We start from the raw sequence: 24,374 nt of genomic DNA, 5'->3' as shown, positions 1-24,374 counted from the left end.
GGCCGCTGCTAGTCGAAGACAAGCGGGGCCTCCACCGCTTCGCCGCCCGAAACCAGCACCGCATCGATGCCAGCCTGCCGCGCCTGCGCCATGCCCTTTGGCAGGCGCAACGCGACATCCGCCCTGTAATGTCCGGCACCCAGCGGGACGATCCGGATCGGGCCAAACGTGACTCCGACGCTGCTCGACAGGAACAACTGCGGCGCGGGCCCTTCTGGCACCTGCAGCATCAGCGTCAAGCCTTCCTTCGTCTCCTGCGCGCGCTCCATCCGGAAGCCGTCGCGCGGTCGGGCCGGAAGCTTGTCTTCCGCAAGGCTGATGCGGGCCCGGTCGAGCGGGCTGGCGGCGGCAGCGCTGGTAAGATCAGCCTGCAGCGTTGCCTGCACGGGGATGCAGATCTCCTTGCAAACTCCCAGCATCACCTGGGCGGTAACACGGGGGACAGCGGCGCCTGCCGAGGCAGACAGGCGCAGGGGCAGGGCGACGTCGGTATCGTAACCAAAGCTGCGGGCGGTGCCCTCCACGAAGGCGCGGGGCGCCGGAAAACGCAGACCTTCGAAGTGCAGGCCCGGATCGGTGATCACAAGCTCCGGCGGCAGGCCGCTTGCGCCCGGATCGACCCAATAGGTCTTCCAGCCCGGCGCCAATCGAATAGCCAGTATGGCGGGAATCCGGCCGTCCTCTTCCGGCGGCGAAACCACCAGCCGGATTTCCGCACCCTCCACCTGGACCGAATTGCTCTGCGCGGCGTTTGTCGAAGCGGGCATAAAAAAAGCTGCCGCAAGGCTTGCCAGAGCCGCCAGTTGAGTCACATTCTGTTCGAGATGCTTGGTCATGAAGGGCGTCATACGCGCTTTGCCTGACATGGCCTAGCCATTCGATTTTGACGTTTGTACACGCTTGCGACAACACTGGGTGCAGATTTCGAAGTCTTTCAGGCATGCGCGGACACCGGCGCAAAGGGAGCGATCATTTTCCGTTGATCGACATCCGTGAAGGTTGCGCTGGCGCGCTGGACAGAATGGACTGGACAAGGACGACATTCGACCTGAACCGTAACAGAACGAAGGCGGACGAACCATGATGGCAACGTTGCAGAAGACACGTGAGAGAGGCATGCTGGATGGCCAGTTCCTCATCGCCATGCCCGGCATGTTCGACAGCAATTTTGTCCGTACGGTGATTTTCATCTGCGCCCATTCAAAAGACGGGGCGATGGGCTTCGTGCTGAACCGGCCACAGCAGCTGACCTTTTCCGATGTGCTGATGCATTTGGAGATGATCGATTCCGATCAAGCAATTCGCCTGCCGGCTGCCGCGCGTGACTTCCAGATCCAGACGGGCGGTCCGGTGGAGACCGGCCGTGGTTTCGTGCTGCATTCGGACGACTACCTGAGTGAATCCAGCATTCCGATCAATGAGGACATCTGCCTCACGGCCACGCTTGACATTGTCAGGGCGATCTCACGCGGGCAGGGGCCATCCAAGGCGATGATGATGCTGGGCTACGTGGGCTGGGGACCTGGACAGCTGGAAAGCGAGATTGCCGCCAACGGCTGGCTGACATGCCCGGCCGACGAGGATCTGATCTTCGATCGCGCGTTGCTGGAGAAATACGATCGCGCGCTGGCGCTCATGGGCGTCGCACCCGCCATGCTCTCCCCAATTGCCGGCCATGCCTAGATCTTATCGAACGCCGGCAGCTGTCAGTAAGCATTAAGTGATTTGGCTGCCGCCGACACCGCTTTACAGTTGCCTCGCTGGTTTCGGCGAGGCATTTTTTTGGGCGCTGCTCATAATATTGGCATGATGTGCCGATGGTGTGGCCTGACAGAATTTCAAGAGGTATGGTCAGTTGAAACCTGCCGAAACAAAGTCAAAAAACCTCGCGAAAGCGACCGGAACATTTTTCTGAAGTCTTCGTTTTCCAGTCAGAAGAGCGGATGGGACCGCTCTCTTACCAAGGAGAACGACAATGGGTAGCACCTCTGACCGCGTTTCCGGCGCCGCCAACCAGGCCGCTGGCAAGATCAAGCAGGCCGCCGGCGAAGTCACCGGCAATGATCGCCTGAAGGCTGATGGCAAGGGCCAGGAAATCAAGGGCAAGGTCCAGTCCGCGAGCGGCAAGGCCAAGGATGCTGCCAAGGACGTTGTTGATCGCATGTAATTGACTTCGCTGCGGACGATAAGTCCGTAGCTCATGCGTGCGCGTCATCGTCCTGACGGGTTCAACTGGATGGTGATCTGCGCCGATGCCCGCTGTGCCTTCGTGCCAGCGGGCATTTCCTTGCAAGGGTCCATGCCAGCGCGCCGCCACGCGCCGAAATGGGCAGCGCCACATCCGTGATGGTTCTGCCAAAGTCTAGCGCATGGATGCTGGGCAGCAGCACGAACGTCTTTGAAAAGCGGCAACTGTTTTTGCGCAGTCGATTTTGACCAACGAAAACACGCTGCTTTTCCTAGGATGGCAGATGTCCTGATCTACAGCGCCCTACTGAAGGCAAGGAGCATCGACCCGGCCGACGCTCTACGTGATGCAGGAAGCGATACCTGGAGAGGGATCGCTTAACACGCTTCAGCCACACGGCCTTCGTTCATCCAGGACATATCTATGTCGTCTGTGACATGGCGAAGATTTGCCTGCATTGGCGTGCCAAGGCCACAGTTCCAGAATTCAAGAGGTTGGGGTCAAGAATGAAGCTCTTTAGCTGCACCCATTGCAACAATCCGGTGCACTTCGACAATACCGTCTGCGTCAATTGCAATTCGCGTCTCGGCTTCCTGCCGCAGACGCTGAAGATGTATGCGCTGGCGCCCGCCGGTCAGGACGACGCTGGCCATGACAAATGGACGATCATCGGCGACACCGAAACCGCCGTTCACTTCTGCGAAAACGCCGCACATGATGTGTGCAACTGGTTGGTGCCGGTCTCCGAGAACCAGCCTTTCTGCATTGCCTGCCGCTACAATCGCATTGTGCCGGTTGCTGACAATCCCGAGGGGCAGTCCAACTGGCAGCGCATTTCCCAGGCGCAGCGCCATCTGTTTTACTCGCTGCTCCGCTTCAGGCTGCCCCGGCCTGGCCGCGATGTCGATCCGCAGGGCGGTCTGGTTTTCGACTTTCTGGCCGACGAGGTCGATGCCAATGGCAATGTCATTCCTGCCATGACGGGTCATGAGGATGGCCTGATCAGCCTGCGTGCCGCCGAAGCCAATGATGCGACCCGCGAAAGCGTGCGCCTGGCCATGGGCGAGCCTTACCGCACTCTGCTCGGCCATTTCCGCCATGAAATCGGCCACTGGTACTTTGCGGTTCTCGTTGCGCAGGATCCGCAAATGCTGGAACGGGCACGCGTGCTGTTTGGCGACGAGCGCGAGGATTATGCCGCGGCGCTCAAGCGCAATTACGAGGAAGGTCCGCCGGCCGACTGGCAGAACCGCTTCATCTCCACCTATGCCAGCTGCCATCCATCGGAAGACTTTGCCGAGTGCTGGGCCCATTTCTTTCATATCGTCGACACGCTGGAAACTGCCCGGTCCTTCGGCATGTCCATCGAACCGCGCCGGCATGAAGACTTGGCCGCCGAGGTGGATTTCGACCCCTATCATGCATCAAGCGCGCAGCGCTTGGTCGATTCCTGGGTGCCGCTCAGCGTGGCAATGAACAGCATTCAGCGCTCGATGGGCCAGCATGACAGCTATCCCTTCATCCTGTCCCAGCCTGTCATCGAGAAGCTCGACTTTATCAACGAGCTGATTCGAAAGGCGGGAGAGTCGCAGGCGAGCAATAACGGCCAGTCCATGGGTGCCAGCACTCCTGCTGCGGCCTGAGGCGTGACACCAGCGGCCTTTGATCAGGCAGCGAGGACAAAAAAAAGACCGCGCGTCCGAGAGGAGGCGCGGTCTTTGCGTATCGGCGAAGGATGCGAATGCTCAGGATGCACGGCGGACGATGGGAAACCGTTCGCGCAGGAGACGGGCGACCGCATCGGTCGCAATCGGTGGGCCAAAAAGGAAGCTCTGGCCGAAATCACAGCCCATCTGGCCCAGCTGCATCGCGTCGGCTTCCGACTCGATACCTTCGGCCACTACCTGCATGTCCAGCTCACGCGCCATGCCGATGACGGATCGCAGCAGCACGGCGCGCTTGTCGCTCGGATCGGTCACCAGCGCCTTGTCGATTTTTAGCGTGTCGAACGGAAAGCGGGTCAGGTAGGCGAGGGAGGAATGCCCGGTGCCGAAATCGTCAAGCGCCAGGCCAAGACCAGCATCGCGCAGCTTGCCCAGCACCAGCCGTGCTTGCTCCGGATTTTCCATGACCAAGGATTCCGTCAGCTCCACCTTGATCTTTTCCGGCTCGCAGCGGTTCTTGCTGAGAATGGCACGCACATCGTCATAGAGATCGTTGTTCAGCAGCTGCGCGCTCGACAGGTTGATGGCGATGAAAATTGGCAGATCGCCAACCGCCATCTGCCACTCGCTGAGATCGATGGTCGCGCGCTCGAAGGCGAACAGGCCGAGCTGGTTGATGATGTCGCAGCTCTCCGCAATCGGAATGAACTCGCTCGGCGGAATATTGCCGCGCTTGGGGTGCTCCCAGCGCATCAGCGCTTCGAAGCCGGCAATTTCGCCGTCGGCAAGCCGGACGATCGGCTGATAGACGAGGCTGATCTCCTTGCGGTCGATCGCCTTGCGCAGGTCGGTCTCGATCTGCATGCGCTCGGTGCCGGAGGTGCGGAAGGCAGGCCGATAGGGCTCGACACGGTTGCCGCCGGCCTTCTTGGCCCGGAACATGGCCAGCTCTGCATCATCGAGCAGGCTTGCCGCGCTTTCCTGCTGATCGACCCAGGAGACAAGACCGATCGAGGCGGTCAGATGGACTTCGCGTCCGGCAAAGCTGATCGGTACCATGATTGCCTGGCTGACGGCGGCGGCAAATTCCGCGACCTTAGCTGGGTCACGTTCCGACAGAAGCAGAACGCCGAAGGAGTCGCCGCCAAGCCGGGCCAGCGTATCCTGCGGTTTCAGCAGCCGGCGAAGGCGGCGTGTGAGCGCGATCAGAATGTTATCGCCTGCCGCAATGCCGAGGAGCTCGTTGACCTGCCTGTAACGGTCGATGTCGATGGTGATCACTGTGGGGCGCACGACGCCTGTCGCCGGCGCCAGCATCAGATAGGTCTGCAGCCGGTCGAGGAAGAGGTGGCGGTTCGGCAGGCCGGTCAAATTGTCATGCAGCGCGTCATGCAGCAGCCGGTCGATCGAATTGCGCTGCTCGGTGACGTCGACGATTGTGCCGACGCAGCGAATGATCTCGCCCGTCGAGCCGAGCACGGGCCGCGCGCGGATTGCCATCCAGTGATAATGCCCGTCTTCTGCACGAATGCGAAATTCATGGTTCAGCCGCCCGCGCCGGTGCTCCAGCAGCACGTCGAGGGTCGCCCGGAACCGGTCCCGGTCGTCCGGATGCAGGCGTGGCAGCCAATTGCGCGCCGCGCCATGCATGGTGCCGGGCGCCAAGCCGAGATGGGCGGAAATGTCGGGCATGGTCACGACACGGTCGCGGGCCACGTCCCAGTCCCACACCGTATCGCCAGAGCCGGTGAGTGCGAGCGACTGGCGTTCCAGATCGGAAAATAGCCCCTGTCCATAGGCGCCGCCGGCAAAGGCGTGCTGCATCACGGTGAAGCCGATGAGCAGGACGATCAGCACGAGGCCACCGCCCAGCGCCGGCTGCACGATGTCGTTGGCCAGCCGACCGGTGACCGTGAGCCAGGCGCCGAACAGCCAGACCAGGATCAGCATCCAGGCGGGCACGAGCAGAATGGCGCGGTCATAGTGCTTGAAGCCGAGATAGGCGATCAGCAGTGTGCCCGCCGTGCCTGTTAGCGCGAAGGAAATGCGGGCGATGCCGGCGGCGATCGAGGGATCGTAGATCGCCACGCCGAAGAGCAGCGCCAGACCCAGAACCCAGGCCAGCGTGGCATAGGCCAGATGCTGGTGCCAGCGGTTGAGGTTCAGATAAGTGAAGAGGAAGATCACCAGCCCCGCCGACAGGAACACTTCGGTTCCCGCGCGCCATATGCGCTCGTCGGCGGCCGTGATCGAGATGAGTTTCGACAGGAAGCCGAAATCGACGCAGATATAGGCGAGCACCGCCCAGGCCAGCGCCGCCGTCGCCGGCAGCATCGAGGTGCCCTTGACCACGAAGAGAATGGTGAGAAACACCGCGAGCAGGCCGGCGATGCCAAGCACGATGCCGCGATAGAGGGTGAAGGCGTTGACCGTGTCTTTGTACGCGTCCGGCTCCCACAGATAGATCTGCGGCAGATCGGGGGTCGCGAGCTCGGCGACGAAGGTCACGACCGAGCCCGGATTGAGCGTGATCGAGAAGACGTCGGCCTCCTCGCTGGCCACCCGGTCGAGCGCGAAGCCTTCCGAAGGGGTGATCGAAAGAATGCGTTGCGCGCCGAGATCGGGCCAGAACAGCTTGGAATTGACCAGGCGGAAATGCGGAGCGACGATAACCCGCTCCAGCTGCTCCTCGGATACGTTGGCGAGCGCGAAAACCGCCCAGTCACCCTGGTGGTTGCCCCCTGAAGAGCGGACCTCGATGCGTCTGACGATGCCGTCCGTGCCCGGCGCGGTGGACACCTGAAAGGCATCGCCCCGGCCCGTATAGATCTCGGTCGTCGCGGTCAGGTCGAGCGCGGTGTCCTCGCGCGAGATCTTCACGGGTTCGACGGCGTGTGCCGGTCCGCACAGTCCGACGGCCAGGGTCATCCAGCAGAGGACCAGGGCAAGCAGGCGACGGACAGCGGCATGCGACGACGCACGCGGGCGGATCACTTGGGTCAAACGCTCATATTCCTGTTGGGGCAATATCCTGCGGAAGAAGGGAAAACATCAGATGATCACGCCATTGGCCGTTGATCTTCAGATAATCCCGCAGGTAGCCTTCCCGTCGAAAACCGGCCTTTTCAAGGAGACGAACGCTCCTTTCATTCTCCGGGATACAGGCTGCTTCAATACGGTGCAACTGAAGGACCGAAAAGATGTAGGGGATGGTCAGCCGCACCGCGGCGCTCATATGCCCCTTGCCGGCATGGCGCGTGCCCATCCAGTAGCCGATCATGCAGCATTGAGCGGCGCCGCGCCTGATATAGCCGACAGTCAGTCCGCCGAGCAACTCGTCGTCCTGCCGGGAGAAGAGAAACAGCGGCACGGCCTGGCCGCAGTTGAATTCCTGCTCGTTGCGGATCACCCGGGTGCGGAAGGCTGCCTCCGTCATCTCGTCGGCCCGCCATTTTGGCTCCCAGGGCTCGAGAAAGGCACGGCTTTCGCTGCGCAGACGGTACCAGGCCTTGTAATCGGTGCGGCGGGGAAGACGCAGAAGATAGTGCGCATCGCCGATCTCGACCGGTTCGGACTGCCGCGACAGAAACCGAAAGACCGATCTGGCCATCACACACCTCACAAGGGGCGCTGCGGCGCCCATGGCGCGGGGCATGTGCTGGCAGGCCCCGTCGCGAGTTTTGCTCTCCGCGCATCAGCGCTCCAGGGTTCAAGCCCCTGAGACCGGATGATGCGGCGGTTCCTCATCGTGCCGCCAAAGCCGTCTCTTGTCAAAACCTTGCGGCAAGATCTTCAGATGTCTGTCGCGGACAGGTACGCCTTTTCGAGAAGGATCAGGCGCTGGCGGCGCGCGGCACGCTGTGGCCCGTCAAGCCGCCGAGAATGTCGCTCATCGACATCAAGCTCTCCACCGGGCCAATGGCCGAAAGGGTCGGAACCGTATCGAAGAACAGCCGGCCGGCAAGGTCGGTCAGCCTTGCGACGGTGATGCCGGACAGGCGCTCCATCAGCTCCTCGTTGGGGATCGGACGGCCATAGAGCATCATCTGCCGGGCGATCTGGCCAGCGCGGGCGGCTGGGCTTTCCTGGCCCATCAAGAGCTGCGCGCGGATCTGCGCGCGTGCGCGGTCGATTTCCTGCTGGTCGATCTGCAGAGCGCTCTTGCGCAGCTCTTCCAGGATCACCGGCATCAGGTCCGGCAGGTTCTCGCCGCTGGTGGCCGCGTGAACGCCGAAAATGCCGGTGTCGGAAAAGCCCCAGTGGAAAGCATAGACCGAATAGCACAGGCCATGTCGCTCGCGGACCTCCTGGAAGAGCCGAGAGGACATGCCGCCGCCCAGGATGTTGGCGAGAATCTGCGAACAGTAGAAGTCGCGGGCATGATAGGCCTTGCCCTCGAACCCCAGCAGAACCTGCGCATCCATCAGGTCGCGGCCTTCACGCACCTCGCCGCCCGTATAGCGGGCGGGCTGCGCCGCCGGCGTGCCGGTCGGCATCTGCGGCAGGCTGGCGAAGCGCTCTTCGACCTGGCGCACGAACTCGTCGTGATCGACCGCGCCTGCGCCGACGACGAACATGCGGTCAGTCGTGTAATTGCGCGCGAGATAGGCGCGAATCTGGTCGGAGGAGAAGGAGGTGACGGTCTCGGGCGTGCCCAGGATCGGCCGGCCGAGCGTCTGGTCGGCAAAGGCCGCCTCGGCGAAACGGTCGAAGACGAGGTCGTCGGGCGTGTCGTTAGCCGCGCCGATTTCCTGCAGGATAACCTGCTTCTCGCGCTCCAACTCGTCCTCGTCGAACGCCGAATTCGTCAGGATATCAGCGAGAATGTCGATGGCGAGCGGCGTATCGTCCTTGAGGACACGGGCATAATAGGAAGTCGTCTCTGTCGAGGTCGCGGCATTGACCTCGCCACCGACATTTTCGATCTGCTCGGCGATATCACGGGCACTGCGCTTGGCCGTGCCCTTGAAGGCCATATGTTCGAGAAGATGGGCAATACCGTGTTCATCGGCGGTTTCGTCGCGCGAGCCGGACTTGATCCAGACGCCGAGCGCGGCGCTCTCCAGATGCGGCATGGTTTCCGTGACGACCGTGAGGCCGGAAGCCAGCCGCGTGCACTCAACTTTCATCTCTCGCCTTTCTGGGCGCTCATCGCAACCATCCGGCGGTGCCGCGCCCTCCATGAGGGTCAGTCGCGACGCCGGCGGTGCGATTGCATCATAAGGAGACGTACATCCTGAAAAGATCCGGGCAAAAACCCACATCGCTTCGCGCGATGCCTGACACAATCTTAAGACGGCCTGTCTCAGCCCTGGCGGATATGCGCGCTGATATAGGCCTCGATTGTCTTCAGGTCCGGTTCCAGGACGTCGAAACGCTCCTCCCTGTCCATCAGGTCAGCAAGCCACGTCGGAAGCGTCGGGTCAATACCACTGGCCGATTTTACCGCTGCCGGAAATTTCGCGGGATGGGCGGTGGCCAGCGTCACCATCGGTTCGCTCGGACGCCGATATTTTGCCGCCACGAAGACGCCGATGGCCGAATGCGGGTCAAGCAGCATGCCGCTTTCGGCATGGACGTGACGGATCGTCTTGGCAACGTCCTTTTCGCTTGCCCGTCCGGCCCGAAAGACGCGACGGATGGCTTTGAGGCCGCTGGCTTCGATCTCGAAGGCGCCCGATTGCGAGAGGCTCGACATGGCGCCTCGCACACGGGCCGCGTCGCGCTCGTAGGCTTCGAACAGGAGCCGCTCGAAATTCGAGGAGATCTGGATATCCATCGAGGGCGAGGTCGTCGCCTTCACCGGCTTCATCTCATAGCGCCCGGTTTTCAGGGTACGCGAGAGAATGTCATTCTCATTGGTTGCGATGATCAGACGGCCGACGGGCAGGCCCATCTTGACGGCAACGAAGCCAGCGAAAATATCGCCGAAATTGCCTGTGGGCACTGTGAAGGAAACCTTGCGGTCCGGGCTGCCCAGGCTGATGGCGGCCGTGAAATAATAGACGATCTGGGCCATGATGCGCGCCCAGTTTATCGAATTGACGCCGGAAAGCGCCACGCGGTCGCGGAAGGCGGCGTCGTTGAACATGGCTTTGACGAGGTTCTGGCAATCGTCGAAATTGCCCTTGACGGCCAGCGCATGGACATTCGCGTCGGTGCTCGTGGTCATCTGGCGCTGCTGCACCGGCGAGACCTTGCCTTCGGGAAAGAGGATGAAGATATCCGTGCGCGCCCGGCCGGCAAAGGCATCGATGGCCGCACCGCCCGTATCGCCCGAGGTGGCGCCGACGATCGTCGCATGGCGGCCGCGCGCTTCCAGCACGTGATCCATCAGCCGCCCGAGCAGCTGCATCGCCACGTCCTTGAAGGCGAGTGTCGAGCCATGGAAAAGTTCGAGCACGAAATCATTCGGCCCGCTTTGTACGAGCGGCACCACGGCCGGATGGCGGAAAGTAGCATAGGCGGCATCGATCATGCCCCTCAGCGCGTCCGCACCGATCTCGTCGCCGGTGAAGCGGGACACGATCTCGAAGGCGATCTCCTGATAGGATTTGCCGCGCAGGGCGCGGATCTCTTTTTTCGACAGGGCTGGCCAGGTTTCTGGCACATAGAGGCCGCCGTCACGCGCAAGGCCTGCCAGCAAGGCATCGGAGAAGCCGAGAGAAGGGGCCTCGCCCCGTGTGGAGACATATTTCACGCTTCTTCGTCCTTCGTCTCAAAGCCGGCCTGGCCGCCCATCGCACCCGGGCCGGGCGCCTCTGCGAAAGGCTGAGGCCGTCGGGCCAGGCCGCGCATCCATCCGTCCGGCAGGGCGGCGTGGCCGTGCATGCGGCCTGCCGAAAATCGCGCAGCCGGACAATCGATTTTCCCGCGCGCGGCTGCTATAGACCATCGCCGCGGCTCTTGAAAGATCCGCGAAGGGGAATGCGGACCGCTTCAGGCGCGCCGGGTGCAAGGCCCGCTTGTTGCCGAAGACGGATGCAGGCTCCCAGGGCAAAGAGCGCCGGCCAGCGGCGCGCGGCGCGTTGCGCGCTGCGTGCAGGGGACGGTGACAAGCATAGAGGGATATGTCTACCGTGCCGGCCAAGCTGAACCGCAGCGTTCTCGTTCTTCCCGTCCTGCTGGCAATGGCCGGCTGCAACAAGACAGATACGGCCGGCACGCTTGCCGCTGGCGGCGCGCCCGCGCCGACCCCGGCAGTCATTCAAGGCGCGTGCCCACAGGCCTATATCAACGACACGGCGGCCGTTTACACCACTTATTCGAAGCCGGGCAGCAGCGATCCGAACGACCTCGTGCGTCAGGCGTCGCTGGTCGACATCACACGCCAGTGCGTACAGACCGAAAACCAGCTCCTTGTCACCGTCGTGGCCCAGGGGCGTGCGGTCGAAGGGCCGGCGGGCGGGGCAGGCGGCACCATCACCCTGCCGATCCGCGTGCAGGCCACCGACGGCGACAAGTCGCTCTACAGCGAGACCGTCAATTTCCCGGTCCAGCTCGCGCCAAATTCCGCCGCGACGCAATTCATCTTTACCAAGGCGTCCATTCCGCTTCCCGGCGGCGCCGGTTCCTTCACCAAGGTGACCATCGGCTTCGACACGGCGCCGAAAGCCGTCGCGGCCAAGAGCAAGCGCCGGAAGTAAGACGAGCCTCTTTGCGGATGCGAAGACACCGGCGCAGGCAGAAAAGCTGCGCCGGCTGACTCTCCTTGTCGATCAGGCGCTGACGGCGCCCGACCATTCCGCCAGCGCCGAAATCGTGCGGGGCAGGGCGCTCATGCGCGAGATCACCGTTTCTGCGCCCGCTTCCGTCAGCTGATCCGCATGGGAGGGATAGCTGTGTGCGCCGCCGGTAAAGCCGATGACGCGGCAACCGGCCGTGCGCGCGGCATGAACGCCATGCACCGAATCTTCCACCACGATGGCGCGCGCGGGATCGACGCCCATCTCGGCGGCGCCGTGCAGGAAGATATCCGGCTTCGGCTTCACCCGGTCGGGACCCAGATCACGCGCTGAGAAGATCTTCCCCTTGAAGGCATCGAGAATGCCGACCTTGCCGAGCATCATCTGCAGCCGCGCGCCTGTGGAATTCGAGCAGACGCATTTGGGCAGGGTGATCTGCGCAAGCGCGGCGTCGACGCCGGCGATCATCTCGACCTCGTCGCGGAGGCGAACGTCCAGTATCCCTTCGAGCTTGGTCAGAAGCTGGGCGGAAAAGGGAATGGCGGCATCGCGTTCTATGGCCAGCAGCGTGTTTTGCCAGGTCATTCCGGCGAAGCGTTCGGCCATTTCCTCGGCGCTGATCGGATAGCCGGCCGTTGTCAGAAGCTCGGCTTCTACCCGGGCCGCGATGATCTCGGAATCGACGAGCACGCCGTCGCAATCGAAAATGACGAGGTCGATCTCACTCATAAGGCACATCTCTTGGAGGGAACGGGAGGTCGGGCGCAATGCGACCGCGATAGCGCCGCTCTCTACACCAGGGGGCCGCCGATCTCAACGAAAAGGGTAAAGCGCGCGGTAGTGCCGCGGCCGGCACGGCGATCTGCAGGATTTCGACACGCAATCGAAGGCGTCTTCAGCTTTTGGTAACCAAGATCGGTAACCATGATCGCAGAAATTCGAGCCTGTTCCCAGTCCGCGTAACGACGAGTAGCCAAAGCCCATGTCCAGCGTCCTGACCAAGACCAAGCCTTCCCGCAACCTCGCCTCCCAGGCTTTTGCCCCCGCAGGGCTTCCTGCACGTGGCCTCGGCGCCAAGCCCTGGCTGGACACGATCATCAAGGGGGATTGTGTGGCGGCGCTCGAAGCGCTGCCCGATCACTCCGTGGACGTGATCTTTGCCGATCCGCCCTACAATCTGCAGCTCGGCGGCGCTCTTCACCGACCGGATCAGTCGCTCGTCGATGCCGTGGATGACGAATGGGACCAGTTCGCCTCCTTCGAGGCCTATGACGCCTTCACCCGTGCCTGGCTGCTCGCCTGCCGGCGCGTCTTGAAGCCCACGGGTACGCTCTGGGTCATCGGCTCCTATCACAACATCTTCCGTGTCGGCGCCACCCTGCAGGACCTGCATTTCTGGATCCTCAACGACATCGTCTGGCGCAAGACCAATCCCATGCCCAATTTCAAGGGCCGCCGCTTCCAGAACGCCCATGAGACGCTAATCTGGGCGAGCCCCAGCGCCAAGCACAAGGGCTATACCTTCAACTACGACGCGATGAAGGCGGCCAATGACGATGTGCAGATGCGCTCGGACTGGCTGTTCCCGATCTGCTCGGGCTCCGAACGCCTGAAGGACGACAAGGGGCAGAAGGCGCATCCGACGCAGAAGCCGGAAGCCCTGCTGGCACGCATTCTCATGGCGTCGACCAAGCCGGGCGACGTTGTGCTCGATCCCTTCTTCGGCTCGGGCACGACGGGCGCTGTGGCCAAGCGTCTCGGCCGGCACTTCGTCGGCATCGAACGCGAGCAGGCCTATATCGATGCCGCCAGCCGCCGCATTGCCGCCGTCGAGCCGCTTGGCAAGGCGACGCTCTCGGTGTTGACCGGCAAGAAGGCCGAACCGCGCGTTGCCTTCAACGTGCTGGTGGAGTCCGACATGATCAAGCCCGGCACGGTGCTGACAGACGCCCGCCGACGCCACAGCGCTATCGTGCGTGCGGATGGCACACTGGCGTCGGGTGGCGAAGCCGGTTCGATCCATCGCCTGGGCGCGCGCGTCCAGGGTCTGGACGCCTGCAATGGCTGGACGTTCTGGCACTTCGAGGAGGCCGGCGTGCTGAAGCCGATCGACACCCTTCGTGCTCAAGTGCGCGCCGGGCTGGAGAAGCTTTCTTAAGAATCTGTTTCTCATTGACGATGGACGGGGTCCCTGCCTTCATCTTTCGTTAATGATCCGGCCCCTATTCAAGATGGCAGGGTGCGCTGGGCGTGATCAACCACGCCTAGCGCGTCGGGCCACCGTCGCAGCAGCGAGCGCGAAGAGGGGTCGGGCCTTCCCCCGGTTTTTGTAACCTTCAGTCCCGGGGGCAAGCCGGGAGAGCTCGGAAGCCGAAAGGCCTCCGGGCTCTCGGTCATGTTTCTACGTCTTTTCGTTGCATTGTCCGCGCAAGAGGCGCACACTCCCCTGGTCGCGTTGCACGATCGGGAGGAGAGAGTGATGACGACGGTTCTGGAGTATTTTGCCTGGTTCGACCTGGCGATTTTGTGTGGCATTGCAGCATTGATGCTGTGCAGCTATCACGCAGGTGGCGCTTAGAGACGATGTATCGGGCTGTGTGACATGCCAGCCCGACCGCGATAGAGCAATTTCCGTCTAGATCGTTCTGCATCCTGTGGATGTGGAGCGGCCGTTCTTGTTGCGCCTGCTGGCTCTGTGGTGCATGGTCTGTTCCAAGGCTGGCGGCGGCCGGGCTGCCGCCTCGCTCTGGCTTGTCGCACGTATGTCTCGCCGCGGCCGGGTGATCCGTGATCGCTGACTGCGGTCATGCCGTCTGCACATCATGTCTTCGTCAATTTTCGCAGGAGCGGACCGAAATCCTGGCCCCTGCCTCTCGATCTTCCCCCAAACTGGGCGCAAAATGCTGCCTTCACACCCAAAATAGGTCAGCGATGTTGACATATTTACGCCGATATGGTGGGTGCTGGGACAAAGAACGAGTGAGGAAACCGCCTATGTTGGACTGGGAAGCCATTTTCGCGACGCGCTCGACCCGTATGCGCGCCTCGGAGATCCGTGAGCTTTTGAAGCTTCTGGACCGTCCGGATATCATCTCCTTTGCCGGCGGCATTCCCGATCCCGCCTTGTTTCCCGATGCGGAATTCAAGGAGGCCTATGCCGACATCTTCAGCGGCCCGACCGTCGGTGCGGCGCTGCAATATTCGGTCAGCGAGGGCTATCTGCCGCTGCGCAAATGGCTGGTCGGCGAAATGGCTAAGATCGGCATTCCCTGCACCGCTGACAATATCTTGATCACCTCGGGTTCGCAGCAAGCGCTGGATTATCTCGGCAAGCTGTTTCTCTCGCCCAACGACACCGCGCTGGTCACCTGGCCGACCTATCTTGGCGCGCTGCAGGCCTTCAACGCCTATGAGCCGACCTATGATCAGCTCAACATCACCGGCAATCGCACGCCCGAAGCCTACAAGGCTGCGGCGACGGCGGCCGGTGGCCGTGTGAAATTTGCCTATATGTCGGCGGATTTTTCCAATCCGACCGGCGAGACCATGGACCGCGCCGCACGCGAAAAGGTACTCGACCTCGGCGACGAGCTGGATATCGCGATCATCGAGGATGCCGCTTATCAGTCGCTGCGCTTCGACGGCGAAGCGATCCCGCCGATGCTCGCCCTGGAGATCGCGCGCAAGGGCTCGATCAACGAAACGCGCACCATCTATAGCGGCAGCTTCTCCAAGACGCTGGCGCCCGGCCTGCGCGTTGGTTACGTCGTCGCGGCAGAACCTGTTATCCGCAAGCTCGTGTTGATGAAGCAGGCCGCCGATCTGCATTCCTCCACCATCAACCAGATGGCCATTTGCCATGTGGCCGAGCGCGGCTTCGATGCGCAGGTCGCCAAGGTGCGCAGCGTCTATAGCCGCCGTCGAGACTGTATGTTGGCGGCGCTGTCGGCCCATATGCCCGAAGGTGTAAGCTGGACGCGGCCGGAGGGCGGCATGTTCATCTGGATCACGCTGCCGGCCGGTTTCGACGGGGCGGAGCTTCTCGCCAAGTCGCTGGTTTCGGCCAAGGTGGCCTTCGTGCCCGGCAAGGCCTTCTTCGCCGATGGCTCGGGCGCCAATACGCTGCGCGTCAGCTTCTCCTGCGCCGATGACCGGATGATCGAGGAGGGCATCTCCCGCCTCGGTCAGCTGATCCGCAGCGAGCAGCTCGCCAAGGTCGCCTGATCCCAAATCTCTGACTGGTTCAAGCGGCCGTCTTTCATCGCTTCTCGATCCCTTGGGGATCAGGCAGCGATGGCAGGCGGCCGTTTTGCATGCGGGGGACCGCGCAGACCGTGGCCGGCTGTCGCCTTCGCTGCGCGGCCATGCTAAGAGCAGGGCGCCCGGCGGATCGGGCCATGGCAAAAGGAGCGCCGCGCATGCAGGGTTTTCCCCCGGAGACCGAAGCCTTCCTTTCGGACCTCGCCCGCCAGTTTCATGTCAGCGATCAGGCCGTGCGCGCCATGCTCGACGCCGTGCGCCGCGGGCAGGGCAGCATGGCGCAGTTCGATATTTCCGAGCTGGGCGGCAACGGCCAGTGGATGCTCGGCGGCATGACCATGGTCGGCGATATGTTCAATCACACGCTGAAGGCCAATGTCGACGGTCTCTGCAATGCGCTGTCGATGGCGCTGGCCAATGGCCAGATCGCCACACCATGGGGCGGGCAGGGGCAATCCGGCGCATGGTGGCCCGCCGAGCTTGGCCAGCCTTCGAGCAGCGGCGGCCAGAACGACAGTGCCTATGCGGTCTTTCCCATGCGACAGCGCCTGGCGATCCGCGAAGGCGACGTGGTGACGCTTTATGATACCGGCGCACATCTGATTGGCGGCGTCAGCCAACAACAGGGCAGCGGCCAGTCCTTGAGCTTCTCCAGCCAGCTCGGCACCTTCCCGGTTTCGAGCCTTCGCCGCGTCGATGCGCCATCGGCTGCCGCGCCGGCCGAACAGGCGGCTGTCGATGTCCATCACGCCGAGCCCGCGCCAGCTCCTCAGGCCGCGTCCGCCTCGCCGCAGCGCGCTGCATCGTCTCCGGCGGCTGCATCTCCGCCATCGGCTGCGCGCGTCGATGCGCAGGAAATCCTCGGCCTGATCGAGAAGCTCGCTTCGCTGCGCGACGCCGGCATTTTGAGCGACGAGGAATTTGCCACCAAGAAAACGGAACTGCTGGCGCGGCTGTGAGGGCGGATGTCTTCGCGAGAGGCAGGACCTGCATCAGGATCGTCTATCGTCTAGGATGCCACGATAACATGATCAGAGATCGTTTCGATCCGAGCCGTCGTGCCACAAGCGATACGCAGCCTTGTCAGGCCGCAGGCGTGGAACGCTTACACGCTCTGCCACCCGCCGCGCAGACGGTCTGATCCGCCTTGCCTGACAGAGGCCATTTCCTGGATTGTTCATGCAGCTTCGCCTCGCCACGTTCAACGTCGAAAACCTCATGCGCCGGTTCGATTTTGCCGGCTATCGCAAGCCCGACCAGCAGGACCGGGTGCTGAAGCTGTTCGAAATCGGCGATGAGGCCGGCTATCGGCGGCTGGAAGAGGCGCGCATGATCGCGCTTGCCGACGACACGCGTCAGCATTCGGCATTGGCGATCGCGGATTGCGACGCCGACATCGTTTGCCTGCAGGAGGTGGATGATTTGCCGGCGCTCGAAGCCTTCGAGAACGGTTATCTCTACCGGATGATGGGTCGTGGCTATCGCCGCAAGATCCTCATGCCCGGCAATGATGGGCGGGGCATCGATGTGGCGCTGATGCTGCGGGAGGAAACGGCGGAAGGCGCGCCGATCGACATCGTCAAGATCCGCTCGCATGCCGACGCGACCTTCGGTTCGCTGGGCGTTCTCACGCCGGAGCTGGCGCAGAGCGCCCATCCCGAGGCACGCCTCTTCCGCAGGGACTGCCTGGAGGTTGATCTGACCATCGGCAGCCGCCCGCTGACCCTGTTTCTCGTGCATTTCAAGTCCATGGGGCCGGCGCGCGGCGGGGTCGATGGCCGCGCCGCCACCATGCCGCTGCGCCGGGCGGAGGCGCTCGGTGTGCGCAGGATCATCGAGCGCCGCTTCGGCGATGCCTTGCCCGAGGCGCGATTCGCGATCTGCGGCGACATGAACGATTACCAGGAAAAGATCCTGATCGAAGGCAGTCGCCGCGAAGGCTACCGCTTCCACCCCGTTGCTGAGGCCGATAGCGCCCTGAACGTGTTCAGCCAGGATGGTTTTGCCGAAAACGTGGTCGCCCGGCTGGATCCCATGGCACGCTGGACCTTGTTTCACGCGCGTGGGCCGGCCGAGCGCCATCTTTGCCAGCTTGACTATCTATGGCTGTCGCCGGCCCTTGCCGCCGCCAATCCCGAGGCGCTGCCGGAGATCATCCGCGCCGGCCAGCCCTTCCGAACGCCGTTTCCGCCGGGTCAGGATGCGGAGCGCTATCCGCGCATCGGCTGGGACCGACCCAAGGCGTCAGACCATTGTCCCGTCGTCATGGCCCTGGAGATATGAGCCCGATGATCCCTGCCGAGAGCAACGCCGCGCATTGGCCGCCGGCGCAGACCATATTTCCTCTGTCCGCCGTGAAGGTGAATGTGCTCGACGGACCGCATCCGTTTCTGGTCGATGCGGCGGACGCCATCGCCGAAAATTGGGAGCGGGAGGTTGCGGCCAATCCGCATCTCTTCAACGGCGAAATGGTGCTGAACCGTGCGATTCATATCGAAGACGGTGTAATACGAACGGCGGCCTATCTCGCGCCCTTCTCCAGCTTCCTGTACTGGCGAAAGACAAGGCCGCTGGACAAGGCGTTGCATCTCGCCGTGTTGCCGGTCATCCTCTCGGCCGATGGCGCCGTGATCGCGGTGCGCATGGCGCAGCACACGGCCAATCCTGGAAAGGTCTATTGCGCCTCCGGCTCGCTCGATCGGCATGATATCGTCGATGGACGCTGCGACATCATGGGCAACATGCGCCGGGAGGTGCTGGAGGAAACCGGGCTCGACCTTGACGCGAGCGAGGCCGAAGCAGGATTTTTCGGACGTCATGAACAGGGCGCCGTGCTGGTGGCGCGCTGCTATCGCTTTGCCGAGGATGCGCAGACGATCCTCGATCGTGTGGGCGCGCATATCGCAGCGGAGGCGCAGTCGGAAATCGATGGCGCCGTGGCAATTCGCGATGCGGATCCCGCGCGCCATGATTATGCGAGCTTCATGCCCCAGGTGATCGGCTGGGCTCTCGGCCAGCGCTAGACTGTCTGTGGAAGGCTGGGCGAGCGGCATGGCGCCGAGATCCGCCAAAGCCTCTTGTCGCGCCAAGCGAGGCTATGCCAAATTTGGCCGTGGTCGTCAGCAGCCTCGGTCCGTGTTCAGCCTTGCGCTGACCTCACCCTTCAGCGGCGCGCGACGCTACCGGCCCAATATGCACGCATGCCAGCCAAGGAGTCTTCGCCGATGACGCGTTCCTATGCCATCTACGACGTTTTCACCGATACGCCGCTCAAGGGAAATCCGCTTGCGGTGGTGTTTGACGGCGAAGGGCTGGATACGGAGCGCATGCAGGCGATCGCCGCCGAATTCGCGCTGTCTGAAACCGTCTTTGTCCTGGCGCCTGAGGTCGGCACCCATGCTGCCAAGCTGCGCATCTTCACGCCGGCGCGCGAACTGCCCTTTGCCGGCCATCCCACCGTCGGCACGGCGATTGCCCTGGCTGAACGAAAATTCGGCCGGGAGACCTCGATCGACCTGGTTAAGGTGCTGGAAGAACAGGTCGGGCCGATCCGTTGCGCCGTGCGGCTTCGCTCCGATGGGGCAAGCTTTGCCGAATTCGACCTGCCGCGCCAGTCGGCAAAGCTTTCGGCCAGCATCGACCGTCAGGCTCTCGCCGATGCACTCGGCCTGCGGCTGACGCAGATCGGCTTTGAGAATCATGTCGCGGGTCTGTGGAGCGCTGGCGTGCCCTTCGTCACCATTCCGGTGCACGATCTCGCCGCCGCGGCGGCGGTGGATTTCGATCCGGGCCGCTGGGAAAAGATCGCGCCGCTCGTGGAGGGGCGCCTGGCGGCGGCCTATATTTATTGCCGGGGTGGACAGCATCACAATGCGCGCTTTCATGTGCGCATGTTCGCGCCCGATATGGGCATTTCCGAGGATCCGGCCACCGGCGCGGCGCTGGCGGCCTTTTCCGGCACGATCCAGCATTTCGATCAGTTCATTGACGGCAATCACGCCATCCTCATCGAGCAAGGCGTCGAAATGGGCCGCACATCCTTCCTGCATCTCCACCTTCAGGTCGAAGGCGGCGCGGTCGCGGCGGCGCGCATCGGCGGTGAGGCTGTGAAGCTGGCCGAGGGCACGCTGTTCATCTGACGCAGCAGCCCGAGCCAAACTTTATCCACAGGGCAGGCAGCTTGGATGAAAGCGGAATGACAAGACGACAAAAAATTCTGAAATTTCGCGCCGCACCGCTAGACAGTCCCGCCGAACCCCTTTATATGCCCGGTCACGCCACCAGAAACGGCGGCGGACGGATGGGTGATTAGCTCAGTTGGTAGAGCAGCTGACTCTTAATCAGCGGGTCCACGGTTCGAGCCCGTGATCACCCACCAAAGTTTTCAGAGACTTAGGTCGGAATAGATTGGGGCGCTGACACGAGCGCCTATCGCTGATTTGTTCAGGCCAGACACAAAGAACGCCGCGCTGATGACGCGGCGTTTTGCATTTTTGCTCCGTGACGCTCGTTCCCTATCGCCGATACCTCGACGCTGATTCTGGCCGCCTCCGAAGCTTTTCGCTTTCAGCGTCGTCGCCTTTTCGTATCCCATGCGACAACGAACGGCTTGTTTGTCCTGCCCTTATCCGTTGAGGGGACGCAGCAGCGAGGCGAGATCGCGGTTGCCGGTGCGGCAGGTCACGAGGCCGGGGGCGCTCCCGGTGGGCTTGCAGGCGATCGCTTTGCCGCGCATGGCATTGTCGAGCGCCTTGAAGGCATGCAGGCCACAGGCCGTGCGTTTGCCGCTGCTGCTCTGGCACACGGCCTTGCGGGGAAGCGGCGCGATGCCATCGAGGCGATAGGTCGTGCCGCGCCAGCGGAATTGGGCATTGTCCAGAACCAGCAGTTCGCCATTGCCGACCATGCGGATCGGATAGTCGTCCTGCGGCGGTGCAGCGGGCAGGCGTGCCGGCAGCCGCTCGTAACGCTGCTGGCTGACGTCGATGCGCGTGGGCTTTGCGGTCCAGAGTGCCGCGCCGCCTTCCGTCAACCCGCCGGGAAGGGGCATCGGCGGGCGCATCGTTATCAAGGCAGAGGCGGCCTGGATGCCCGAGAGAACGAAGAGCACCGCGAGCGCGACCTTCACCAGCATCGCCGCCAGATCCTTGATAAAAGTCTCGATCATGCGTCCCTCCCAATCGTCGGCATCCGCATCCATGCGCACAGGCTCACGGATCGGCGAGGGAATGCATCTGAGGGCCCTTCGGTTCCCGCTTTCGCGCGTAGTTCGCGGCGCAAGCTGCGGACGAAGCAGGCGTCGAGCAGCATGCGCTTCCTGAGCCCTTGTTGGATGGTGAGGCTACGAAGATGGTCAGTGTGAACTCACACAGCGGCTTTGAGACAGGAACGACCTGAGAGCCACAGTGCGGCCTGATGATTTGGCGCGCCGTTTCAGGCGCCGCCACACCAGGAGGCTTTGACGCTGGCGGGGCGGGCAAAGCCTTCGGCAACCAGCTGTTGGCCGATGGAGCGGCCGTCCCGGGTCACGATCGGGCCGCTGGAGGCGCCGCCAATATCGATCGGGCCGGCATTGAGCAGAGCCATCAAGCGTTCCTTGGCAAAGAAACCGCGCTTGCGCTCTTCCTCGCATTTCGGCGCGGCGGCATTGGGCGCCGCGATATCGGCCAGATGGATCTTCGCGCCGCGATAGACGAAGGTATCGCCGCTGATCACGCAATTATCCGTGCGGATGCCGCAGAAATAGAAGCTCTTGGGCATGGCTGCCGCCTGCGCGGCTTGCGGTGTCAGGACTGGTGTCATGGTCGCCGCAGTGGCCTTTGGCGCGGCGACTGGGGGAGCGAGAGGCCCGGTCGAGGCGGTCTGTGCCGAGGGCATCGTCGGGCCCGCGCCAACCGGCAGCGGCGGACGCGGGCCGGGCGGCACATTAGGCAGGGGCCGCGGCGCAAGGGTGAAGGCGCCGTGGGCGGCTGCGGCCTGCACGCCGGCGCCGGCTTGCGCCATGGGCCGCGTGGCGGGCTTGGGGATGCTGGCCGTGGGTGTGGTCCGGTCGGTGCCCGCGCTGCCTGTCTCCGGTTTCAGCCGGGAGAGTGGCGCAGCCAGGGTTGCCACCTGACGGCTTGCATCGTTCAGAAGCTGCGCGGGCAGCAGATCGCGATGGTCATAGGCGATGATCCCGCCGAGCGCGGCCAAGCCGAGGCCGATCCAGCGTGCCATGGACGACGGCGCTGCGGCGCGGCTTTTCGTGGCCTTGCCGCGCGGAGACGCGGCCTTGCGGGGGGTGCGGCGGGCTTTCGCCATGTCGGCCTCCTGAAATTCTTGCGGCGCGCCTTTCATGTCCCTGCGGACCATGCCGCCATCTGGCAGGCATCGAGGCGCGGGGGCGCTGCTGCGGTCCGTGCCCCATTGCCGCCACCTTGCCCCTGCCAGGGTTACCAAAACGTATCCAGCCGCTGCCGCCGTCCGGTTTCGGCACAAAAGTGCTGACGGAATGTCCGGCAGGCCTTCATGTGCCTCTGTCAGCAAGAACTTTGGACGATGGCGTGGCATCGAAACGGTGGCGAGGGGATAAAGTATGACTTTTCACTGTACCTCGGCCGGGCGGCGGGCTATGTCAGAGCCGCCGCGTGAAAGGGCGGCCGGACCTGTTAGAAGGCTTCGGCCATTCCTACATCGCGAAGGGCCGGGCGGGCCGGGGAGGCCGTGCCGCGCGAGATGACGTATCGAAGGGATGAAGCGAATGGACCTCACGGGTAATCTTCTGATCGGCAATTCCGCCGTCCCGGGCAGCGGCGGTGAGATTTTCGGCATTGACGCAGCAACCGGTGCCGCGCTGCCGGGCCGTTTTGCCGGAGCCACCAAGGCCGATGTCGATCGCGCCGCAGCGCTTGCCTGGGCGGCTTTTCCCGCCTATCGCGAAACCGCGCTGGAAGCGCGTGCCGCCTTTCTCGAGGCAATCGCTGAAAACATTCTTGCCATCGGCGACAGCCTGATCGAGCGCGCCATGGCCGAAACCGGCCTGCCGCGCGGCCGGCTGGAAGGCGAGCGCATGCGCACGGTCAACCAGCTGCGCCTCTTCGCCAAAGAGGTGCGCGAAGGCCGCTTCCAGGAGCTGCGTTTCGACGCGGGCGATCCCGAGCGCAAGCCTGTGCCGAAGCCGGACCTGAAGCTGCGCAACCTGGCGCTCGGTCCGGTCGCCGTCTTCGGCGCCTCCAATTTCCCGCTCGCCTTCTCGGTCGCCGGTGGCGACACCGCGTCCGCCTTGGCGGCTGGCTGCCCCGTCGTCGTCAAGGCACATTCCGCCCATCCCGGCACGTCCGAACTGGTCGGCATCGCCGTGCAGAAGGCTGTTATGTCCTCGGGCCTGCCGGAAGGCACGTTCTCGCTGCTGTTCGACGCGGGCTATGAAATCGGCCAGGCGCTTGTGGCGGATGCGCGCATTCGTGCTGTCGGCTTCACCGGCTCGCGCCGGGGTGGCTTGGCGCTGATGGATATTGCCGCCAAGCGCAAGCAGCCGATTCCGGTCTATGCCGAAATGAGCGCGATCAATCCGGTGATCCTGTTCCCCGGCGCTCTGGCCAAGCGTGGCGCTGACATCGGCCGTGCCTTTGCCGGCTCGCTGACGCTCGGCGCCGGCCAGTTCTGCACCAATCCGGGCCTGATCCTGGCGATTGCAGGCGAAGGTCTTGAGGCCTTCAAGCAGGCAGCGGCCGAGGCGCTGAAGGCCGTTCCAGCCCAGACCATGCTGACTCCCGGCATCTGCAAGGCCTATCGCGAAGGCGTGGCCAAGCTGATGGGGCATGACACGGTCAAGCAGATTGCCGCCGGTCAGGAAGGCACGGATCATCAGGGCAGCGCCGCGCTGTTCGAGGTCAAGGCGGCCGATTTCATCGCTCATCACGAGCTGCAGGAAGAAGTCTTCGGTGCCTCCGGCCTGATCGTCGCCTGCCAGGATCTGGCAGAGCTGCACAAGGTCATCGGCGCGCTGGAAGGCCAGCTCACCGTCGCCCTGCACATCGATGCCGACGATCATGCCGAAGCCGCCAAGCTGCTGCCCGAATTGGAGCTTCTGGCCGGCCGCCTGCTGGTCAACGGCTTTGGCACGGGTGTCGAAGTATCTCCGGCCATGGTGCATGGCGGCCCCTATCCGGCAACGTCGGATGGTCGCTCCACCTCCGTCGGCACGCTGGCGATCGAGCGCTTCCTGCGCCCCGTCTGCTACCAGGACTTCCCCGACGCCCTGTTGCCGCAGCCGCTGCGCAAGGGCTGATCGCGAAGATCCTATTTTGAAGTGAAAAGGGCTCGCTCCGCCATAGACGGAGCGAGCCCTTTTTCATGTGGGACGACCTGCGCTTACAGCTTCAGTGTCTCGCGCAGGTGGTCGATTCGCTTGGAGGCTTCGGCCTTGGTCAGGTCATCGGCAAAGGCCGCGTCATCCTTGGCCTGTTCCGACAGGGTCTTGAGATAGGAGCGCTGGGCGCCCGTCATCGGCTCGTCGCCACTCACCCAGTCATCCGGGTCTTTTTCCGTATTGGACGAAGGTTCGGCGGCGGTTCGTTCATCGACCATATCTTGGCT

At 63.2% G+C, this 24,374-nt stretch carries 20 protein-coding genes and 1 tRNA gene; 12 read left to right on the top strand and 9 right to left on the bottom strand.

Annotated features, from left to right (window positions below; genetic code table 11):
* Window positions 1–8: 8 nt before the first annotated feature.
* Window positions 9–836, bottom strand: a complete 828-nt coding sequence (locus BMX61_RS04795) for a protein-disulfide reductase DsbD domain-containing protein (protein WP_075629222.1) — start codon at window positions 834–836, stop codon at window positions 9–11.
* A gap of 247 nt (window positions 837–1,083) precedes the next feature.
* Here BMX61_RS04795 and BMX61_RS04790 point away from each other — a divergent pair, with 247 nt between their 5' ends.
* The 3 genes from BMX61_RS04790 (at window position 1,084) to BMX61_RS04780 (ending at window position 3,831) form a co-directional block, all read left to right on the top strand.
* The gene (locus BMX61_RS04790; RefSeq protein ID WP_075629221.1) at window positions 1,084–1,683 is read left to right on the top strand and encodes a YqgE/AlgH family protein; all 600 of its coding nucleotides are present in this window, start codon (window positions 1,084–1,086) and stop codon (window positions 1,681–1,683) included.
* A 292-nt stretch (window positions 1,684–1,975) separates the two neighbouring features.
* Window positions 1,976–2,167 carry a CsbD family protein gene (locus BMX61_RS04785; RefSeq protein ID WP_075629084.1) on the top strand — a complete coding sequence of 64 codons (192 nt, stop codon included), beginning with the start codon at window positions 1,976–1,978 and terminating at the stop codon, window positions 2,165–2,167.
* Window positions 2,168–2,694: 527 nt separating this feature from the next.
* Window positions 2,695–3,831: a zinc-binding metallopeptidase family protein gene (locus tag BMX61_RS04780; protein WP_075629083.1), complete on the top strand. Its 1,137-nt coding sequence runs from the start codon at window positions 2,695–2,697 to the stop codon at window positions 3,829–3,831.
* Between the two features lie 102 nt (window positions 3,832–3,933).
* On the opposite strand, the gene BMX61_RS04775 is transcribed toward BMX61_RS04780, so the two are convergent.
* From BMX61_RS04775 to thrC, 4 genes are all read right to left on the bottom strand, one after another.
* Entirely contained in the window at window positions 3,934–6,780 is a 2,847-nt protein-coding gene (locus BMX61_RS04775; RefSeq protein ID WP_083639592.1) for an EAL domain-containing protein, read from the bottom strand.
* 79 nt (window positions 6,781–6,859) lie between these two features.
* The gene (locus BMX61_RS04770; RefSeq protein WP_075629082.1) at window positions 6,860–7,462 is read right to left on the bottom strand and encodes a GNAT family N-acetyltransferase; all 603 of its coding nucleotides are present in this window, start codon (window positions 7,460–7,462) and stop codon (window positions 6,860–6,862) included.
* A 223-nt stretch (window positions 7,463–7,685) separates the two neighbouring features.
* Window positions 7,686–8,981: a M16 family metallopeptidase gene (locus BMX61_RS04765; protein ID WP_075629081.1), complete on the bottom strand. Its 1,296-nt coding sequence runs from the start codon at window positions 8,979–8,981 to the stop codon at window positions 7,686–7,688.
* A 176-nt stretch (window positions 8,982–9,157) separates the two neighbouring features.
* Window positions 9,158–10,552 (bottom strand): threonine synthase, encoded by a 1,395-nt coding sequence (gene thrC, locus BMX61_RS04760; RefSeq protein ID WP_075629080.1) that lies wholly within the window; start codon window positions 10,550–10,552, stop codon window positions 9,158–9,160.
* Window positions 10,553–10,922: 370 nt separating this feature from the next.
* Here thrC and BMX61_RS04755 point away from each other — a divergent pair, with 370 nt between their 5' ends.
* The gene (locus BMX61_RS04755) at window positions 10,923–11,498 is read left to right on the top strand and encodes a hypothetical protein (RefSeq protein ID WP_075629079.1); all 576 of its coding nucleotides are present in this window, start codon (window positions 10,923–10,925) and stop codon (window positions 11,496–11,498) included.
* A 72-nt stretch (window positions 11,499–11,570) separates the two neighbouring features.
* Here the strand turns inward: BMX61_RS04755 and BMX61_RS04750 are convergent, their stop codons facing one another.
* Window positions 11,571–12,266, bottom strand: coding sequence for an HAD family hydrolase (locus BMX61_RS04750; RefSeq protein WP_075629078.1), 696 nt, complete (start codon window positions 12,264–12,266; stop codon window positions 11,571–11,573).
* Between the two features lie 253 nt (window positions 12,267–12,519).
* On the opposite strand from BMX61_RS04750, the gene BMX61_RS04745 reads away from it, so the two are divergent.
* The 7 genes from BMX61_RS04745 to BMX61_RS04710 all read left to right on the top strand — a co-directional run bounded on the left by BMX61_RS04745 (window position 12,520) and on the right by BMX61_RS04710 (window position 20,175).
* On the top strand, window positions 12,520–13,695 hold the full coding sequence (locus tag BMX61_RS04745; RefSeq protein WP_075629077.1) for a site-specific DNA-methyltransferase: 1,176 nt from the start codon (window positions 12,520–12,522) through the stop codon (window positions 13,693–13,695).
* A gap of 836 nt (window positions 13,696–14,531) precedes the next feature.
* A complete protein-coding gene (locus tag BMX61_RS04735; protein ID WP_075629075.1) occupies window positions 14,532–15,761 on the top strand; it encodes an aminotransferase-like domain-containing protein in 1,230 nt (409 codons plus the stop codon).
* Window positions 15,762–15,955: 194 nt separating this feature from the next.
* Window positions 15,956–16,756, top strand: a complete 801-nt coding sequence (locus BMX61_RS04730; protein WP_075629074.1) for an SHOCT domain-containing protein — start codon at window positions 15,956–15,958, stop codon at window positions 16,754–16,756.
* Between the two features lie 220 nt (window positions 16,757–16,976).
* On the top strand, window positions 16,977–18,080 hold the full coding sequence (locus BMX61_RS04725) for an endonuclease/exonuclease/phosphatase family protein (protein WP_075629073.1): 1,104 nt from the start codon (window positions 16,977–16,979) through the stop codon (window positions 18,078–18,080).
* Window positions 18,077–18,820: an NUDIX hydrolase gene (locus tag BMX61_RS04720; RefSeq protein ID WP_075629072.1), complete on the top strand. Its 744-nt coding sequence runs from the start codon at window positions 18,077–18,079 to the stop codon at window positions 18,818–18,820. The genes BMX61_RS04725 and BMX61_RS04720 overlap by 4 nt, the downstream gene beginning before the upstream one ends.
* 201 nt (window positions 18,821–19,021) lie before the next feature.
* On the top strand, window positions 19,022–19,936 hold the full coding sequence (locus BMX61_RS04715; RefSeq protein WP_075629071.1) for a PhzF family phenazine biosynthesis protein: 915 nt from the start codon (window positions 19,022–19,024) through the stop codon (window positions 19,934–19,936).
* A gap of 163 nt (window positions 19,937–20,099) precedes the next feature.
* Window positions 20,100–20,175 (top strand) — tRNA-Lys (locus BMX61_RS04710).
* A 246-nt stretch (window positions 20,176–20,421) separates the two neighbouring features.
* Here the strand turns inward: BMX61_RS04710 and BMX61_RS04705 are convergent.
* Together BMX61_RS04705 and BMX61_RS04700 are read right to left on the bottom strand one after the other, a co-directional pair.
* Window positions 20,422–20,964: a hypothetical protein gene (locus BMX61_RS04705; protein ID WP_139198877.1), complete on the bottom strand. Its 543-nt coding sequence runs from the start codon at window positions 20,962–20,964 to the stop codon at window positions 20,422–20,424.
* Between the two features lie 266 nt (window positions 20,965–21,230).
* A complete protein-coding gene (locus BMX61_RS04700) occupies window positions 21,231–22,097 on the bottom strand; it encodes a hypothetical protein (RefSeq protein ID WP_139198876.1) in 867 nt (288 codons plus the stop codon).
* Between the two features lie 439 nt (window positions 22,098–22,536).
* Between BMX61_RS04700 and BMX61_RS04695 the strand changes: the two genes are divergently transcribed.
* Window positions 22,537–24,066 (top strand): aldehyde dehydrogenase (NADP(+)), encoded by a 1,530-nt coding sequence (locus tag BMX61_RS04695; protein ID WP_075629068.1) that lies wholly within the window; start codon window positions 22,537–22,539, stop codon window positions 24,064–24,066.
* Window positions 24,067–24,149: 83 nt separating this feature from the next.
* On the opposite strand, the gene BMX61_RS04690 is transcribed toward BMX61_RS04695, so the two are convergent.
* Entirely contained in the window at window positions 24,150–24,365 is a 216-nt protein-coding gene (locus BMX61_RS04690) for a DUF3072 domain-containing protein (protein ID WP_075629067.1), read from the bottom strand.
* Between the last annotated feature and the right edge of the window lie 9 nt (window positions 24,366–24,374).

Source organism: Xaviernesmea oryzae, from assembly GCF_900109605.1.
In the GTDB taxonomy this organism is placed as follows: domain Bacteria; phylum Pseudomonadota; class Alphaproteobacteria; order Rhizobiales; family Rhizobiaceae; genus Xaviernesmea; species Xaviernesmea oryzae.
This window is presented reverse-complemented; position numbering and strand designations above follow the sequence as displayed.